The organism is Arthrobacter sp. P4_F10, assembly GCF_056401435.1.
The window spans coordinates 198,875-216,069 of record NZ_JBFUJJ010000005.1; the positions used below are offsets into that span (position 1 = coordinate 198,875).

Below are 17,195 nucleotides of genomic sequence, written 5' to 3' on the forward strand. Positions count from 1 at the left end.
CGCGGAACCCTCCCGGGCCCAGGGCATTCATCTTTAGCGGACACTTCATGGCGACCGCAGGTCATCGAGCAGCCGTTGCAGGTACTCGGGCCGCTCGATATTGGCGAAGTGTCCGCAACGCGGGATCGTGACGAGCTGGGCGTGCGGGACTATTTCGGCCAGCCGGTTCAGGTCAGAAGGAGGCGTGAACAAATCGCTGTCCCCGCGCGTCGCGAGTACCGGGCAGCTGATGCCGCGCCACTGGCCAAAGTCGTAGTGCGCCGCGGCCCGGACTGCTGCGGAGAAGCTGGCCGGCCGGGCGTCGTCGCCGAGCCCGCGAAGCACGCCCGCCGGGATGGTTGCGGGTTCTGCGAAGAAGGGGGACAATACCAGTCCCGTCACGGGTGTGCTGCCGACTGCACGGACCAGCGCCGGCCCCGCCGGGCCCAGGGCCGCCATGGAGCGCATGAGCAGCAGCAGGCCGACAAACGTCGGGAAGCTTGAAAGGCTGTGCAGAGGCCGCCGGGCCGCCTCGGACACGCCGAATGTAGTGGCCGAAATGGTGGCGACGCTGGCCGTCCTCTCCGGCCAGGCCGCGGCAATGTGCAATGCCAGGAAGCCTCCCATGGAGTGGCCCACCAGGTTCCACCGCCGGTAGCCGAGCGAGTTCAAAACTTCGGTGACAACCTGTGCCATCGCCTCGATGCTGAAATGCTCCAGCCGGGCACCCTTCGTGGATTCGCCCCAGCCCGGCAGATCAATCAGCACACGGTCATGGGCTGGCGCCGCGGATAATAACGGCGGGAAGGAAGTCCAGGATCCCGCGGCGCCGTGAAGGTAGACATCCGCTGTGCCGGGCGCGGGACACCGGCTTCCGGTGCCCTGCTGGACCCGCACCGTGCAGGAGCCCAGTTCCGTCGGAAGGACGTGCCGCCGCAGCGTGGCCGCTCCATTGCGGCCGGATTCGTGTTGAACACTCATAGTCACTTCCTGGTCCTAGTCTCTAAACGTCGCTGAGACTGATTCGGAGCCGTAGAGGTACCGGACCGGCCGCTGCCAGTGAGGATGACGAATCCGGGCGGGACGGGGAAGCCTGCACGGGTGAGCTCTCCCAGGTTGGCGCCCCTGCCTCCTGCGGTCGCGACGTCGTCGCCGCCAGTGTCCTCAACCCGCTGCGTGAAGCCCATCGCCGATAGTCCCTCGATGCCTGTTCGCCTGATCCCGGCCCTGACGCCCGTGGTTCCGCGGGCCGTGGTGCCGACTCAACGGTAATCCGGTGTTTTGGCTCGGGGGAAGGGCCAAAAGGAACACCCGGGGGAGACTTGTTTGGATTTATTGCCCCACTGTCATTTGACTGAAAGCCCCTGCGCCAGCCACAGGCACGCGCGGCTTGCTGCCTTGCCTCGGAAGTCGCCCTAGGAGAAGTCCGACGTCGGCCTTGCAGGTGTCCGGAATTCCAGACACCGGTGGGGCTGAATGGCCTACCGCAACCCGCCCGGCGGGGGCATTCTTAAGTACGGGATACCGGACACCGCCCGATCTTGAAGAGGACCCATGCCAGCCAGCAGCACCACCCTGACCCACCAACCCGCGGCATCGGATTCGCCCGCTGCCGCTGCCGCTCCCGCTGCCGCTGCCGCTGCCGCGCCCGGCGCCGCGGCGGCCAAGCCGGCACCGGCTCCCGCCCCGGTCCGCCGAGCCGCCGGCACCAGGGCGACGTCGAAAGTCCCTGCCGCCGAGAACACCCTGCGCATCCTCAAGCTGCTGGCCTCCCGGCGCGGACCGATGGCGGCGTCGAACATTGCCACCGCGCTGGGGCTGCCGCGCTCCAGCGTCTACCACCTGCTCGGAGTGATGGAAGCGAACGGCTTCGTGCTCCATCTGCATGAGGAGCAGCGCTACGGCCTGGGCATCAGCGCCTTCGAACTCAGCTCGGCCTATTCGCGGCAGGAGCCGCTGTCCCGGCTGGGCCGGCCGATGCTCGCCTCGCTCGTGGACGTGATTGGCGAAAGCGCGCATCTGGCTGTGCTGCACGGCCGCGACGTGCTCTACATCGTGGAAGAGCGGGCCAAGAACCGGCCGTCTTTGGTGACCGACGTCGGGGTCCGGCTGCCCAGCCACCTCACCGCGAGCGGCCGCGCGATTCTTGCCGCGCTGCCGAAGTCCCAGGTGCGGGCGCTGTACCCGAACGCTGCCGCCTTCACTGCCCGGCACGAAACCGAATCGCCCATCATGAAGTACTCCGCGCTGTCCTCCCATCTGGACCAGGTCCGGCAGCGCGGCTACGCCACCGAACACGGCGAGGTGACCCCCGGTTTCGGCTCGATCGCCGCCGCCGTGACCGACCACGTGGGGTGGCCCACCGCCGCCGTCGCCGTGACCTTCCTCGAGGACAAGCTGCCCGCGGACCAGTGGCCGGTCCTGGCCGCCCGGGTCCAGAAGGTCGCCGACGAGCTCTCGGTCCGGATCCACGGCCGCCCCGCCTGACCCACCCCCACCCGCCCCTCCTCCCGGTTGCGCTATCACTTACGGCTCCCATTCGCCCGTTTTGGCAACCGGAACTGATAGCGCAACGGGGGAGGGGAAGGGTCTGGAATCCCGGACAGCACCCCCGCGATGGGCCTGTTTCCACGGCCGTGAAGGGGCTTTAGTTGATACAGAACCTCATTCCTCCCGATTTCGCCCCAGCACAGACACCATCCAGTACAGACACCATCCAGCAACACATCCAGCCACAAAGGAGATCCTCATGGCACCCGCCGATTTCACCACCGGTGCCCGCCCGGTCAAAGCAGCCCGCGGCACCGAGCTCACCGCCAAGAGCTGGCAGACGGAAGCCCCGCTGCGCATGCTCATGAACAACCTCGACCCCGAGGTCGCCGAGCGCCCCGATGACCTGGTGGTCTACGGCGGCACCGGCCGTGCCGTCCGCAGCTGGGCCGCATTCGACGCCATCACCCGGACCCTGGAAACCATGGAGAAGGACGAGACCCTGCTGGTCCAGTCCGGCAAGCCGGTCGGCGTCTTCCGCACCAACGAATGGGCCCCGCGCGTGCTGCTGGCCAACTCCAACCTCGTCGGCGACTGGGCGAACTGGCCCGAATTCCGCCGGCTCGAGGCCGAGGGCCTGATGATGTACGGCCAGATGACCGCCGGGTCCTGGATCTACATCGGCACCCAGGGCATCCTGCAGGGCACCTTCGAGACCTTCGCCGCGATCGCCCGCAAGCTCACCGGTGACGAAAACGGCACCCTCGCCGGCACCCTGACCCTCACCGGCGGCTGCGGCGGCATGGGCGGCGCCCAGCCGCTCGCCGTCACCCTGAACGACGGCGCCTGCCTGATCGTCGACGTCGACGAGACCCGCCTGCGCCGTCGGGCCGGCAAGCGCTACCTCGACGAGGTCGAAACGGACCTCGACGCTGCGATCGCCAAGGTCCTGGCAGCCAAGGAAGAGCGCCGCGGCTGGTCAGTGGGCTACGTCGGCAACGCCGCCGAAGTCTTCCCCGAGATCCTGCGCCGCCACAACGCCGGCGAGCTCACCGTGGACATCGTCACGGACCAGACCTCCGCGCACGACCCCCTGAGCTACCTGCCCGAGGGCATCACGGTTGAGGAGTGGCACCGCGAGGCCGCCGCCGATCCGGAAGGCTTCACCAAGAAGGCCCAGGCCTCGATGGCCAAGCACGTCCAGGCCATGGTCGAGTTCCAGGACGCCGGCGCCGAGGTCTTCGACTACGGCAACTCCATCCGTGACGAGGCCCGCAAGGGCGGCTACAGCCGCGCCTTCGAATTCCCCGGCTTCGTCCCGGCCTACATCCGCCCGCTGTTCTGCGAGGGCCTGGGCCCGTTCCGCTGGGTTGCCCTCTCCGGCGATCCTGAGGACATCGCGGTCACGGACAAGGCCATCAAGGAGCTCTTCCCCGAGAACAAGCACCTGCACCGCTGGATCGACGCCGCCGCCGAACGGGTCGAGTTCGAGGGCCTGCCGGCCCGCATCTGCTGGCTCGGCTACGGCGAACGCGCCAAGGCCGGCCTGCTGTTCAACCAGCTCGTCAAGGAGGGCAAGGTCAAGGCGCCCATCGTGATCGGCCGCGACCACCTCGACTCCGGCTCCGTCGCGTCCCCGTACCGCGAAACCGAGGCCATGGCCGACGGCTCCGACGCGATCGCCGACTGGCCGCTGCTCAACGCCCTGCTCAACACCGCCTCCGGCGCCACCTGGGTTTCCCTCCACCACGGCGGCGGCGTCGGGATCGGCCGCTCCATCCACGCCGGCCAGGTCTCCGTCGCCGACGGCACCGACCTCGCGGCGGAGAAACTCGAACGCCTCCTGACCAACGACCCCGGCATGGGCGTCATCCGCCACGCCGACGCCGGCTACGACCGCGCCGTCGAGGTCGCCAAGGAACGCGGCGTCCGCATCCCCATGTCAGAGTCCCGCTAACCAAGCCCGCGAAAACCTCGTCGATTGCTCCGAAAACGCCGTTTTGAACCTTGAAAAGGGCCGCAACGGAGCAATCGACGGGGACGCCGGACCAACAATTAGACCAAGGTAGATTTCAATGACCATCACCACCCACTCACCGCTCACCGTCACGCTCGGCTCCAGCGGCGTGACCCCCGAGGACGTCGTAGCCGTCGCCCGCCACGACGCCCACGTGACCATCGCCCAGGACGCCCTCGACGCCGTCGCCAAGGTCCGCGCCCACATCGACGACCTCGCCCACAGCGAGGTCCCCGCTTACGGCATCTCCACCGGCTTCGGGGCGCTGGCCAACCGGCACATCCCCAACGAGCTGCGCACCCAGCTGCAGAAATCGCTGATCCGCAGCCACGCCGCCGGCATGGGCCCGGCCGTGGAACGCGAAGTGGTCCGCGGCATCATGTTCCTGCGCGCCAAGACCCTGGCCTCCGGCCGGACCGGTGTCCGCCCGGTGGTGCTGCAGACCATGGTGGACGTGCTCAACGCCGGCATCACCCCGGTGGTCCGCGAATTCGGTTCCCTCGGCTGCTCGGGTGATCTCGCGCCGCTGTCCCACTGTGCCCTGGTCCTGATGGGCGAAGGCGAAGCGACCGGCCCCGACGGCGAGCTCTATGGCACCAAGGGCGGCCGCACCGTCGCGGAGCTCCTCGCCGAACACGGGATCGAACCTGTCACGCTCGCCGAAAAGGAGGGCCTGGCCCTCGTCAACGGCACCGAGGGCATGCTCGGCATGCTGCTGATGGCCATCGCGGACATCCGCCAACTGCTCACGACGGCGGACATCACCGCGGCGCTCAGCGTCGAGGCGCTGCTCGGCACCGACCAGGTGTTCCTGCCCGAGCTGCACGCAGCGCTGCGCCCGCACCCGGGCCAGGCCGCCGCCGCCGACAACATGCTCCGCGTGCTGTCCAACTCGCCGATCGTGGCCTCGCACCGGATCAACGACACCAAGGTCCAGGACGCATACTCGCTGCGCTGCGCACCCCAGGTGGCCGGTGCTGTCCGCGACACCGTTGATCACGCCGCCCTGGTCGCCTCCCGCGAACTGGCCGCCGCGATCGACAACCCGGTGGTCCTGCCCGACGGCCGGGTCAGCTCCAACGGAAACTTCCACGGCGCCCCGGTGGCCTATGTGCTGGACTTCCTCGCGATCGCCGTTGCGGACCTGAGCTCCATCGCCGAGCGCCGGACCGACCGGATGCTGGACCCGGCCCGCTCGCACGGGCTGCCGGCCTTCCTGGCCTCGGACCCCGGCGTCGACTCGGGCCTCATGATCGCCCAGTACACGCAGGCCGGGCTGGTTTCGGACAACAAGCGGCTGGCCGTCCCGGCGTCGGTGGACTCGATCCCGAGCTCGGCGATGCAGGAGGACCACGTTTCCATGGGCTGGCACGCGGCCCGCAAGCTCCGCCGCGCGGTCGAGAACCTGCGCCGCGTCCTGGCGATCGAACTGGTGACCTCGGCCCGTGCCCTGGACATCCGTACCCAGCTCTCCGGCGGCGAACTCACTCCGGGTCCTGCGGGCGCGGCCGTGATCGCTGCGCTGCGCGACGTCGTCGACGGTCCGGGCACGGACAGGTTCCTGTCCCCGGAGCTTGAAGCGGCGGACGTCCTGGTGGCGTCGGGCAAGGTCCGGGCGGCGGCCGAATCCGCCGTCGGAACTCTCGCCTGAAGAGAAATAAAGTGCACGGCGGCTGAACAATTCCCGGCGTCCCCGAAATCTTTGGCCGACACGGAAGGCGGGGACCCGGGAACTGTAGTACAAATGGAAAGTCACACCAATGAAGTTGTGGCAAAGAACACATACAAAGGGGTAAGAGTTCTATGAAAGCACGCGGCACGGTACTGTCCAGGCGCCTTGCATCCGCAGCTACGGTTTCCGACTGGAGCGGCCTCCGGGTCGGCGAACGCGTCGAAATCGTCAAGCACGCACAGGTCATTGCAGCCGGTGAGGTCGAAGAAGTCTCACTGAGCGGAAATGTGCTCTGGTTGGTCCCCGCCGGGCCGTCCGAGACGGAGCTTTTCCTGCAGTCCGACGGCGTGCAGGTGCGCCGGGCGTAGCTTCAACACTTCAACAGGAACCGGGGTTCGTTCGCCGTTCCGCACCATGGTGGTGCGGTGTCGCGAACGGGCCCCGGTTTTTGTCTGTGGCGGACGGACTTGGGGAGACCGGAAACGGGGCGGTGCTACCTAGCGGCTGACCACGGCCCGCAACAGCTTGACCGCAACGGATAATGCTGCGATGTCCACCGGGCCCGGCTTGATGGCCTCCTGGATGGTTTCCTGGATCCTGCCGAGTTGTTCGATGTTTTCGCGTTCCCAGGCGACGATGCGCTCGACCGGATCGCCTCCGGGGGCGGAGGGGCGTGGCGTATTCCTCACAACAGCCTTCGTCATGCCGGCAAGGACCAAATACACGTCGTCCCTAAGCGCCGCCCGTGCGAGGGCCTCCCAGTGCGTTTCCCGCGGCAGCGCCGTGATGTGTTCAAGAATGGGGACCGCCGAGATCCGCTCGAAGACGGCAAAGTACACTTCGGCCACGGTGTCCACCGGCTCTTGGAGCTCTTCGGATATGGCGGAGATGTCTAGAAGACCGTAGCTGACCAGGATCTCGGAGGCGCGCACGCCCAGTTCATGGGGCAGGCCGACGGCGTCGGTGTGGGCCAGCCGGATCAGCGCATGCTGCAGATTCACGCCGTGAAGGTAGCTGCCGAACTTTGGGCGCAGAAGCGACATGGGGGGCTCGAGCCGGGCCAATGCATCGGCGATTGGCTTGTCCCGGAAATCGTGGGTGACATACCACCGGGTCGAGCGGTCCAGCAGGCGGCGCATGTCGAGTGCCACCGCACACCCGTGCTCGCCGGGGATGCTTGCCGGCAGCTGTGCGAGGGCTTGGGTGATGGAGCCAAAGTCCCAAATCTTGCGCATGACCACGAAGCCGCGGGCCACGGCGGCCGCCGATACCGTGGTCTCCTCCATGGCCCTGAAGGCGAAGGCGATGCCCCCCAGGTTGATCATGTCGTTGGCAATAACAGTGGCCACGATCTGCCGCCGCAGCGGATGCGTGGACAGCTCCTCCCCGAACCGCTCCGCCAGCTGGCGCGGAAAGTAGCCGCGTACCGTCCGGGCGAACCAAGGGTCATCGGCGAGTCCGCTGATTGTGAGTTCCCTTGCCAGCTCGATCTTGGCATACGCGGCCAGCACGGAAAGCTCCGGAGATGTCAGGCCGGCGCCGGTCTGCAGGCGGGCGTGCAGTTGCTCTGTGCTGGGCAGGCATTCAAGGTTCCTGTCCAGGTCCGTCACGGTCTCCAGCCAGTCCATGGTGCGCTCGAAGCTCGGGCTCCATTGACCCACCAGTTGGCGGTCGTTGAGGAGGAGCACGTTCTGGTCCACATTGGTTTTCAGGACCAAGCGTCCGACTTCCTCCTGCAGGGAGTGCAGGAAGCCTGTCCTTTCCTCCGAGGACATCCTTCCCGCGGCGATCATCCGGTCGAGGAAGATCTTGATGTTCACTTCGTGGTCCGAACAGTCCACGCCGGCGGAGTTGTCGATCGCATCGGTGTTCAGCAGGACCCCGCCCAGCGCCGCTTCCACTCTGCCCCGCTGGGTGATGCCAAGGTTGCCGCCCTCGGCGATGATCCTGGTCCTCAGCTGGACGGCGTTGACACGGATGGGATCGTTGGCCTTGTCTCCCACGTCCGCGTGGGTCTCGGTGGAGGCCTTGACGTACGTGCCGATGCCGCCGTTGTAGAGCAGGTCCACAGGTGCCAGGAGGACGGCCTTGAGCAGCTCCGGTGGGCTCATCGCCGTCGTTCCCGGCTCCAGCCCCAGGGCAAGGCGCACCGCTTCGGTGATCTCGATCGACTTTTCCAGCCGGGAGAACACGCCGCCGCCCGCGCTGATTTTCGAGACGTCGTAGTCGGCCCAGGAGGAACGGGAAAGCCCGAACAGCCGCTGCCGCTCCGCATAGGAGGCGGCCGGATCGGGGGTTGGATCGAGGAAGATGTGCCGGTGGTCGAACGCCGCCACTAGCAGGATGTGGCGGGACAGCAGCATGCCGTTGCCGAACACGTCACCGCTCATGTCGCCAATGCCCACTACCGTGAAGTCCTCGGCCGCGGAATCGATGAGCAGTTCGCGGAAATGATGCCGGACCGACTCCCAGGCCCCGCGTGCCGTGATGCCCATCTGCTTGTGGTCATAGCCCACCGAGCCGCCCGAGGCGAAGGCGTCGCCGAGCCAGAATCCGTACTCCAAAGCCAAGGCATTGGCGATGTCCGAGAACGCGGCCGTCCCCTTGTCCGCGGCAACAACCAGGTAGTAGTCATCGCCATCGTGCCGGACCACCCGCTCGGGCGGCACAACCAGCTCGGTGGACCCGTGGGCGCCGTCGGGGGATGTGAGCAGATTGTCGGTGATGTCCAGCATGCCGCGGATGAAGATCCGGTAGCTCTCCTGACCCTCCGCCAGCCAGGCCGCCCGGTCGGTGGCGGCGTCGGGCAGCTGCTTCGGATAGAAACCACCCTTGGCGCCCGTTGGCACGATCACAGCGTTCTTGACGGTCTGCGCTTTGACGAGTCCCAGGATCTCCGTCCGGAAGTCCTCCCGGCGGTCGGACCAGCGAAGCCCGCCGCGGGCAAGGGCGCCAAAGCGCAGATGCACCCCCTCAACCCGGGGCGAATAGACCCAGATTTCGTATTTTGGCCGCGGGGCAGGTGCGGCCGGGACGCCGGAGAGGTTGAGCTTGAAGCTGAGGTAGGGCTTGTTCAGGAAGTAATTGGTGCGCAGGGTCGCCTCGACAAGACTCGCGAAGGACCGCAGCAGACGGTCGGCGTCCAGGACGGGCACGGCGTCGATGGCAGCCGTCAGCTCACTTCTGGCCGAGTCCATGCCATCGAGGCGGGTTGGCTGGTCGAGATCCGGATCGAACTTTGCCTCGAACAGTGCAAGGAGTGCGCGCGTGGCCCGGACATTCGTCCGCAGGGTGTCCGCCATGAAGCCGTAGGAGTTGGTGGTTCCGAGCTGCTGCAGGTATTTCGCATAGCCGCGCAGGATGGCTGTCTGGCGCCAGCCGATTCCTTCCCTGATAACCAGTGCGTCGAAGGTGTCGGACTCGATGTCTCCTCTCATGGCGGCGCAAAACGACTCGGCAAGCAGCCCGCTGGTGCCCGCGGGGTCAACGCCGGAGGGGTATTTGAGCCCGAGGTCGTACAGGAAGAACGTGTGTCCATCGGCACGCCGGACGTCGTAGGGCCGTTGGTCGAGCACCTCGAGCCCCAGGTTGTGGAAGAACGGCAGAATCTGCGTCAGGCTCTTCGGCCGTGTCAGATAGAGGCGGATCCGGGCGTCCTCGGCCAGCACCGGAGTCCCCGGGCGTGCGTAGACGGAAAGCAGCGGGTCATCGAGGTTTCCGCCGTCCGGCCCGCCCAGGCTTTCGAATTTGATAATGTCCTCGACGGCATCCTCCGCCTGGTAGTCGGCCTTGTAGCTGGCCGGAAACGCCTGGGCCCACTGCATGGACAGCCGGGCGGCGTCGCCGGCGGGGAATTTGTGCTGCAGGGCCTCGTCCAAGCCCTCCGCCCATGACCTCGTGGCAGCAATGATGCGCAGCTCCAGTGCTGAGGCGTCGACGGCGGGCCGTCCGCCGCCCGGCAGCAGGATCCGGAAAAACACCCTGGCCATGGCCGACTCGCTGAGACGGACTTCGAACTCGACGGCTTTCGAGTTGAAGCCCTCCCGCAGTTCCCGCTCGATGTTGAGCCGAACAGCCGTGCTGTAGCGGCGGCGGGGAAGGAAAACCAGGGCGGACATGAAGCGTCCATAGGAATCGGGCCTGAGGAACAGCCGGGTGCTGTGGCGTTCCTGGAGGCGCAGGATTTCGCGCGCATGGCTGGCCAGATCGTTTGCGTCGATGTGGAAGAGCTCGTCACGCGGATAGGCCTCGATGGCGCCCAACATTTCCTTGCCGGCATGGGACCCGGGCGGGAATCCGGAGCGGTCCAGTACCGTGGACACCTTGTCCCGGATGACCGGGATTTGAAGTACGGACCGGTTTGCAGCGCTGGGGGCGAAAAGGCCAACAAAGCACACTTCCCCGGCAGGGTTGCCGGCCATGTCAAACCTCAGGAGGCTGACTTCGTCCAAGTAGGCGTCCCGGAGGACCGTGGAACGGATACCTGCTTTCGTGAGGGCCAGGGCCGGGGCCGGACCCCGCGCCCCCGGCCTGGCGGAACCCCGCAGCGGCCGGCTCTGCTCACGGTGCCGGAGGAGCCCGAGCCCGGACCCCGGCTGTGCCGCGAGGACCGGCAGTCCGTCGTCGTCGGCGATGTCATACCCGCGGTATCCGAGAAACACGAAGTTGCCCTCGTCCAGCCAGAGCAGCAAGTCCCTGGCTGCCTGCACTGTTGCAACCACTGAATCTGCAGCGCTGGCCGCGGCGGTTTTGGCATCCAGGGCGGCAACTTCCGCGGCCACGTGCCGATGGATGGCTGCGGAATCCTCGGCGGCCGCACGAACGTCGGCCAGGACCGCTTGGAGATTATGGATGAGCCGATCGGCGCTGGCCTGATCCGGCACTCTGGCGGTTTCGACGGCGATCCAGGCCTCCGTGCAGGTCAAATCTCCAGTGGATTCACGCGGCGACGGCATCGCGGGAGGTTCGTTGCCCACCGGCAAAGCAGTGCGCAGCGGTACCGGCCGGATGCCCACGAGCTTGTTCGTCCCGGGGGTCCTGCCAACGGTGAAAGTGGGGTGGACCAGCAGGCGTATGGCGGCGTTGTCACGGGCGAGTGCCGCCGTGATGGAGGGAAGCAGATACGGCATGTCCTCAGCCACTATTGCCACGACGCTGGCGTCCGTCTCACTCAGCACTCCGATGACGGCGTGGCCCGGGGCCCGGGTTGCGGCCAGCGAACGATGGTATTCCGCGCGGCTCCGGAGCGATTCGGCAGTGTAGTTCCGGATGTCGTCGTCGGCCACATGCTCGTAGTAGTCCGTCAGGAACGTGTCCGGGGAGCCGGCGGAAGCGTCCGCCGGGGCATGATCTGCAGGGCCGGATGTTGGGGACATTGCGCTGCGCCTCCATCGCGCAAGGAGAAGCCGTGTTGCTGCGGTCGCCGAAACCTCGCGCCTGCTTTCATGATCGCTGGCGCAGGGCGGGCAGTCCATCCCTGCGGGGCCGGAGCGCCGTCTCCGAACCCTTGCGCGCCCCTACCCGAGCAGCGTATTGACCAGCCGCGCGGCCACCTTGGCGGTGCGGCCGTCGATATCAAACTCCGGGTTCAGCTCGGCGATATCCAGATGCAGGAGCTTCCCGCTCGCGGCCACCTGCCGGCACACGGCGCTGATCACCGGCAGCGGCACACCATAAGCGGCCGGAGCGCTCACCCCCGGGGCCACCGAGGCCGGCAGCACGTCCAGGTCGATCGTCAGGTACAACGCGTCCACCTGCGCCAGGAACGCCGCCACAAACGTGGCCGCGGCCTCCGCCGAGCAGTCCTCATCCAGCAGGTAGTCCACGCCGAGCTCCTCTGCCGTCCGGAACAGCGCCCGGGTGTTGTTCGGCTCGGAAATCCCGACGACGGCGTAGCGCAGTTCGCGGCCGGCGGCGGCTTCCGCGCGGGCCATCTGCAGGAACGGCGTGCCGGAGCTCGGCACGGACTCGTCGCGGAGGTCGAAGTGCGCGTCCAGGTTCAACACGCCGACGCTCAGGCCCTCGCGCACGGCCGCGGACCCGGCCACGCCGAGGTAGCTGGCAAAGGCAGTCTCGTGTCCGCCGCCCAACACCACGGGAAGCCGGCCGGCGTCGAGCAGCCTGGTGATGGCGAGCCCGGCACGTGCCTGCCCTGCCTCCAGCGCGTCCCCGGCCACGGTGACGTCACCGGCGTCGTGGACGACCCGCGACAGGTGGAACGCGAGCGGGCCGAGCGCGGCCCTGATGGCGGCGGGGGCGGCCGCGGCGCCGGTCCTGCCCTTGTTGCGCCGCACCCCGGCGTCGCTGCCGAAGCCGAGGATGACGGCGGGGCGCGGACCGGGGGAAGCCACCGGAACCGTGCTTGCAGTGGAGGGGGTCACGGCCTGCCACCAGCGCCGGTGCTCGTCGCCGTCGCCGTCGAACCGGCCGGTCCAGGGCTGCGGCGGGACATCAACGGGGAGCGCGGGAGAAACCATGCCCCTAGCTCACCGCATGCCGGGCCGCAAAACCAGCAGCGCCGCCGTCGGACTGTCCGGAATCCCGGAATCCCCGTTTAAACACCGCCGAGACCGCAGTCCGTGGCAATGTTTTCGAAAAATACTGCCACGAAGTGCGGTCTCGGCGGGCGGGAACGGGGGAGCAGGCCCTAGTGCAACCCGAGGGCGGCCTCGATCGGGCCGATCGCGAAGAACAGCAGGAACGCGGCAGCCACGGCCCACATGAGCGGGTGCACCTCGCGGGCCCGGCCCTGGAACAGGCGGATCAGCACGAAGCTGATGAAGCCCGCGCCCAGGCCGTTGGCGATCGAGTAGGTGAACGGCATGAGGGTGAACGTCAGGAAGGCCGGGATCGCGATGCCCCAGTCCTGCCAGTCGATCTTGCCCACCTGCGAGACCATCATGAAGCCGACGATCACGAGGGCGGGGGCCACGGCCTCGAACGGCACGAGGTTGATCAGCGGGGTGAAGAACATGGCCACGAGGAACAGCAGGCCGGTGACGACGGATGCCAGGCCGGTGCGTGCGCCTTCGCCGATGCCGGCACCGGATTCGACGTAGATCTGGTTCGAGGAGACCGAGGCGCCGCCGCCGATGATCGCGCCCAGGGCGTCCACCTGCAGCACGCGGTCGACGTTGGGGATGTTGCCGTCCTTGTCGATGGTGCCGGCCTCGGTGGCCAGGCCCACCATGGTGCCCATGGCGTCGAAGAAGATGCTGAGCAGGATCACGAACGTCAGAAGGGTCGCCGCGACGAAGCCGAGGTGCTCAAAGGCGCCAAACGGGTCGGCACTGCCGAGCAGGGACAGGTCCGGGGCCGCCCATTCGGAGAACTTCGGGGCCACGAGGGACCAGCCCTGCGGGTTGTGGTTCGTGCCGTCAAAGCTGGGCCCGATGTGCAGGATGGATTCCAGGATCACGGACAGGATGGTCGAGGCCACGATGCCGATCAGGATGGCGCCCTTGACCTTGCGGACCACGAGCGCGATGGTCAGGATCAGCCCGAACACGAACACGAAGGTGGGCCAGCCCAGGAGCTTGCCGTCGAAGCCCAGGCCGACCGGAACGGTGGTTCCGGCGACATCCGGGATGCGGCGCACGAAGCCGGCGTTGACGAGCCCGATCAGGGCGATGAACAGGCCGATGCCCACCACGATCGCGGTCTTCAGCCCCTCGGGAACGGCCTTGAACACAGCCGTCCGGAAGCCGGTGAGGACCAGGATCAGCATGGTGATGCCGGAGAGCATCACCAGGCCCATCATGTCCGGCCAGGACAGTCCGGGGTTCGTGGCCACGGTGACGGCGACGAACGCGTTGACGCCGAGCCCGGTGGCCAGGGCGAAGGGATGCTTGGCCCACGCGCCCATGAGGATGGTGAGGATGCCGGCCACGAAGGCGGTGACGGCGGCGACGGCGGGGAAACCGAGGGTCGCGCCCGTGGAGTCGGGCCCGGAGAGGATCAGCGGATTCAGCACCACGATGTAGCTCATGGCGAAGAACGTGGCGAACCCTCCGCGGATCTCGCGCGAGAAGTTCGACCCCCGCTCGGATATCTTGAAATACCGGTCGAGTGCGGAGCCCTGCTTGAGCATTAGGTCTTGCATTAGTCCTCCGGGAGTGATGGGTGTTGCTTAAATCCTATTTGGAGCCCGACGGCCAACCCTGCGTTTTCGCCTAGTCTGTAAGGAAGCCAACACTAGGAGTAGCCTGCCCATGCCCCGTATCCGCCAGCTTCGCAGTGCCCTGCTGGGTGCCGTCGTCCTCGTGGCCGTCCTGCTGGGAGCCATGAGCCCTGCGTCGGCGCACGACACCGCGGAGTCCACCAGCCCGGCTGCCGGAGCAACCGTCGCGGCACCGCCGGAGCAGGTCTCGGTCACTTTCAACCACAATCCGCTCGCCCTGGGGTCGCAGATCCTGGTCAACGACGCCACGGGCGCCAACTGGGCGGACGGCCCCGTGGAAATCGTGGACAGCGTCGCTGCGCAGAAGCTGAAGTCCGGCGCTCCTGCCGGGCAGTACACCGTGCACTGGCGGGTGGCCAGTTCCGACGGCCACCCGATCGAGGGCAGCTTCACCTTCACCGCGACGGCGGCTGCAGCGGGCCCGACGTCGGCTGCTGCGGTCCCCACGATGGGCACCGCCCAGCCGGGCACCACGCAGGCGCCCGCCCCTGCGCCGGCCGGGTCGGAGCAGTTTCCCTGGAGCGTCATGATCTTCGTCGCCGTGGGGGTCGGCATCCTGGTGGCCCTGGGCCTGATGGCCAAACGCCGCCTCACCCCGGACGAAGGCAGCGACGCCGACAGCTGACCCAACACCGGAAACCACAGCAACGCCCGGGAACCGCGTGACCCCGGGGATCCCGGGTATCAGGCGGGGGCGGCCAGGGCAAAGCCGCCTGGCAGCAGCGTGGGGACGCCATTGGGGTAGACCTTGGCGGAAATCGTCTGTCCCACGACTTTGGCCTGGCGAAGGACTTCCTTGGGCGTCGGCGTAATGAGCTCGCCTACCCCCACGAGGTACATCCCGAGGGCATGCATCGCCGCCATGAGGTTCTGCCCGGCTGCCATGCCAAGCTCCGAGAGCATGCGGCGCAGCTGGCTGTGGGCGCAGCGGGTCAGGACAAGATGGTCGGCCAGCAGGACGCCGCCCGGGGTCTGGACGGCCCACTTCTCGGTGGGTGCCCCGTCCGTGCCGGCCTCAAGGAGGTCCAGCTGCAGGGCCCGGATGTTGTTCCGCACGTCGAGTTTGTGGCTTGCGGCGTAATTGCGCAGGTGCCGCAGGATTTCGTTGCGCTCCCTCAGGCTGGCGGCGTCCGCCGCGTCGCAGCGCTGGAGCGAGGACGTGTTGGCCGGATGGCCGGCACCCAGGAGGTCGAGCCCGTCCACAATGATGGACGCAACACCGCGGCGTTGGAGCTCGCTGGCCACAGCCAGGCCGGAAAGCCCCGTCCCGATCACTACGGCGGTGGTCCGCTCGATCCCGCCGTACAAAGGCATGCTCGACACTGCAGGGTTCCTCCTTGAAATGGTGCCAGTCGCGGGGAAGACCCCGGACGCCAACCTAGGCCTGGTTGCGCAGCCCCAGCGGCTGCGTTCTGAAATACCAGTCTCGGTTCAGCAATGCCTCGAAGGATACCGAAGATTCCCGCCCGTGGATAGGGGAGGTAGGACATTGGCTGTGGTCCCGGATTTCGGGGGTTTCCGTGCCCGGGAACCTGTGGAAACCGTCCCGAAAGCCCGGGAACCCGCGCAACGAAACGGCGTGTTAACTCTGCGTAAATCCTTCGGACGCGGGCCGCCAGGGACGCCCTGCCGCCGTCTTGAATGTTCGCAATTAACCGAGAATAGTGAGGAAAATCAGGGGTTCCTGCACGCAGATTCCGGGTCGCCTCGCCGGTGGACGCCGGGCGGCGGTACTTCTGGCAGAATAGCCGCAACATCAGGCAAGAATCGCGAGGAGGCGGACCCCATGGGCCGTGAACAGGTGCACCCGGACCCGGCGTGGGAGGCCGGCGGCGAACCGGCGCCTCCCCGGGGAATCGTTGTTGGTGTGGATGGCTCGGACCACAGCCACTGCGCCCTGGTGTGGGCAGCCCGCGAGGCTGAGCGCCGCCGCCGCCCGCTGCACATCGTGACCGCCTATTCGGTGCCGATCTTCGCCGCTTCCGGGCTCGACGGCGGCTACGCCACGGTGGACGACTCAGTGATCCGTGAGGGCGCCGAAGCCATTCTCAAGCACGCCCTCGACAAGGTCGCGGTTTACAACATCGACGTCGACGCGTCCGTCGAGAACGGGGACGCGTCCGGCGTGCTGCTGGAAATCAGCGAAACCGCGGAGCTTCTGGTCTTCGGAACCCGCGGCCGCGGCGGCTTTGTGGGCCGGCTGCTCGGCTCCGTCAGCAGCGCTCTGCCCGCCCACGCGAAGTGCCCCACGGTGACTGTGCCGCTGATCTGCGCGGACCGGCTGGGCGAAACCACTGACGACAAGCATGTCCTGGCCGAACGGGCGAAGCTGGGCCACCAGCCGGTCGAGAACGTTGTGGTGGTCGGAGTCGACGGCTCGGAGCAGGCCCGAATCGCGGTACTGGAGGCTGCAGCCCAGGCCGAACGGCTCTCCGCCCGGCTGCGCGTGGTGTGCGCCGTGCCGCAGTACACCGGCTCGCTGGCCTGGGTGCCCACCCCGATGGACCGGGACGCCCTGTTCGCCGACATCAAGGTCCAGCTCGACGCCGGCGTTGCCTGGCTGCGGAGCCACTTCCCCGCCCTCCAGGTGGAGACACAGCTGGTGGACGGCTCTCCCGTCGACATCCTCGTCGACGCCAGCCGGCACGTGGAACTTGTGGTGGTCGGCACCCGCGGGCGCGGCGGCTTCGCCGGAATGCTGCTGGGCTCCACATCCGACGGCGTCCTCCACCACGCCAAAGGGCCGATCATGGTGGTGCCGGACCGTGACGACCCGCGGCTGGCGGACAGGGCCAGCTTCGGCCCGATGCTCGGCGACTCCTAAAGTCACGAGGCCACAGGTCCGGCGTCGGAAGGAC

The 17,195-nt window shown here is 67.5% G+C and carries 11 protein-coding genes; 6 read left to right on the top strand and 5 right to left on the bottom strand.

Annotated features, from left to right (window positions below):
- Nucleotides 1-45 precede the first annotated feature (45 nt).
- Nucleotides 46-960, bottom strand: a complete 915-nt coding sequence (locus AC1DR1_RS08190; RefSeq protein WP_229993952.1) for an alpha/beta fold hydrolase — start codon at nucleotides 958-960, stop codon at nucleotides 46-48.
- Between the two features lie 573 nt (nucleotides 961-1,533).
- Between AC1DR1_RS08190 and AC1DR1_RS08195 the strand changes: the two genes are divergently transcribed.
- From AC1DR1_RS08195 to AC1DR1_RS08210, 4 genes are all read left to right on the top strand, one after another.
- Nucleotides 1,534-2,466, top strand: a complete 933-nt coding sequence (locus AC1DR1_RS08195; RefSeq protein WP_476992427.1) for an IclR family transcriptional regulator — start codon at nucleotides 1,534-1,536, stop codon at nucleotides 2,464-2,466.
- 262 nt (nucleotides 2,467-2,728) lie between these two features.
- Nucleotides 2,729-4,426, top strand: a complete 1,698-nt coding sequence (gene hutU / locus AC1DR1_RS08200) for a urocanate hydratase (protein WP_229994732.1) — start codon at nucleotides 2,729-2,731, stop codon at nucleotides 4,424-4,426.
- Between the two features lie 118 nt (nucleotides 4,427-4,544).
- Nucleotides 4,545-6,137 (top strand): histidine ammonia-lyase, encoded by a 1,593-nt coding sequence (hutH, locus tag AC1DR1_RS08205; protein WP_229994733.1) that lies wholly within the window; start codon nucleotides 4,545-4,547, stop codon nucleotides 6,135-6,137.
- 152 nt (nucleotides 6,138-6,289) lie between these two features.
- Entirely contained in the window at nucleotides 6,290-6,526 is a 237-nt protein-coding gene (locus AC1DR1_RS08210) for a hypothetical protein (protein WP_229994734.1), read from the top strand.
- Between the two features lie 129 nt (nucleotides 6,527-6,655).
- Here the strand turns inward: AC1DR1_RS08210 and AC1DR1_RS08215 are convergent, their stop codons facing one another.
- The 3 genes from AC1DR1_RS08215 to AC1DR1_RS08225 all read right to left on the bottom strand — a co-directional run bounded on the left by AC1DR1_RS08215 (nucleotide 6,656) and on the right by AC1DR1_RS08225 (nucleotide 14,247).
- Complete coding sequence (locus tag AC1DR1_RS08215) at nucleotides 6,656-11,533, bottom strand: NAD-glutamate dehydrogenase (RefSeq protein ID WP_476992428.1); 4,878 nt, start codon at nucleotides 11,531-11,533, stop codon at nucleotides 6,656-6,658.
- Nucleotides 11,534-11,674: 141 nt separating this feature from the next.
- A complete protein-coding gene (gene hutG / locus AC1DR1_RS08220; protein WP_476992429.1) occupies nucleotides 11,675-12,634 on the bottom strand; it encodes a formimidoylglutamase in 960 nt (319 codons plus the stop codon).
- A 170-nt stretch (nucleotides 12,635-12,804) separates the two neighbouring features.
- A complete protein-coding gene (locus tag AC1DR1_RS08225; RefSeq protein ID WP_476992430.1) occupies nucleotides 12,805-14,247 on the bottom strand; it encodes an NCS2 family permease in 1,443 nt (480 codons plus the stop codon).
- 121 nt (nucleotides 14,248-14,368) lie between these two features.
- Here AC1DR1_RS08225 and AC1DR1_RS08230 point away from each other — a divergent pair, with 121 nt between their 5' ends.
- Entirely contained in the window at nucleotides 14,369-14,962 is a 594-nt protein-coding gene (locus tag AC1DR1_RS08230; RefSeq protein ID WP_229994737.1) for a copper resistance CopC family protein, read from the top strand.
- Between the two features lie 59 nt (nucleotides 14,963-15,021).
- On the opposite strand, the gene AC1DR1_RS08235 is transcribed toward AC1DR1_RS08230, so the two are convergent.
- Entirely contained in the window at nucleotides 15,022-15,651 is a 630-nt protein-coding gene (locus AC1DR1_RS08235) for an NAD(P)/FAD-dependent oxidoreductase (protein WP_364747078.1), read from the bottom strand.
- Nucleotides 15,652-16,123: 472 nt separating this feature from the next.
- On the opposite strand from AC1DR1_RS08235, the gene AC1DR1_RS08240 reads away from it, so the two are divergent.
- Nucleotides 16,124-17,161 (top strand): universal stress protein, encoded by a 1,038-nt coding sequence (locus tag AC1DR1_RS08240; protein ID WP_229994738.1) that lies wholly within the window; start codon nucleotides 16,124-16,126, stop codon nucleotides 17,159-17,161.
- Nucleotides 17,162-17,195 lie beyond the last annotated feature (34 nt).

Excerpts from the sequence above, each read along its gene's own strand:
- AC1DR1_RS08190 (WP_229993952.1), bottom strand. The coding sequence starts at position 960 with ATGAGTGTTCAACACGAATCCGGCCGCAATGGAGCGGCCACGCTGCGG.
- AC1DR1_RS08195 (WP_476992427.1), top strand. The coding sequence starts at position 1,534 with ATGCCAGCCAGCAGCACCACCCTGACCCACCAACCCGCGGCATCGGAT.
- hutU (WP_229994732.1), top strand. The coding sequence starts at position 2,729 with ATGGCACCCGCCGATTTCACCACCGGTGCCCGCCCGGTCAAAGCAGCC.
- hutH (WP_229994733.1), top strand. The coding sequence starts at position 4,545 with ATGACCATCACCACCCACTCACCGCTCACCGTCACGCTCGGCTCCAGC.
- AC1DR1_RS08210 (WP_229994734.1), top strand. The coding sequence starts at position 6,290 with ATGAAAGCACGCGGCACGGTACTGTCCAGGCGCCTTGCATCCGCAGCT.
- AC1DR1_RS08215 (WP_476992428.1), bottom strand. The coding sequence starts at position 11,533 with ATGTCCCCAACATCCGGCCCTGCAGATCATGCCCCGGCGGACGCTTCC.
- hutG (WP_476992429.1), bottom strand. The coding sequence starts at position 12,634 with ATGGTTTCTCCCGCGCTCCCCGTTGATGTCCCGCCGCAGCCCTGGACC.
- AC1DR1_RS08225 (WP_476992430.1), bottom strand. The coding sequence starts at position 14,247 with ATGCTCAAGCAGGGCTCCGCACTCGACCGGTATTTCAAGATATCCGAG.
- AC1DR1_RS08230 (WP_229994737.1), top strand. The coding sequence starts at position 14,369 with ATGCCCCGTATCCGCCAGCTTCGCAGTGCCCTGCTGGGTGCCGTCGTC.
- AC1DR1_RS08235 (WP_364747078.1), bottom strand. The coding sequence starts at position 15,651 with ATGCCTTTGTACGGCGGGATCGAGCGGACCACCGCCGTAGTGATCGGG.
- AC1DR1_RS08240 (WP_229994738.1), top strand. The coding sequence starts at position 16,124 with ATGGGCCGTGAACAGGTGCACCCGGACCCGGCGTGGGAGGCCGGCGGC.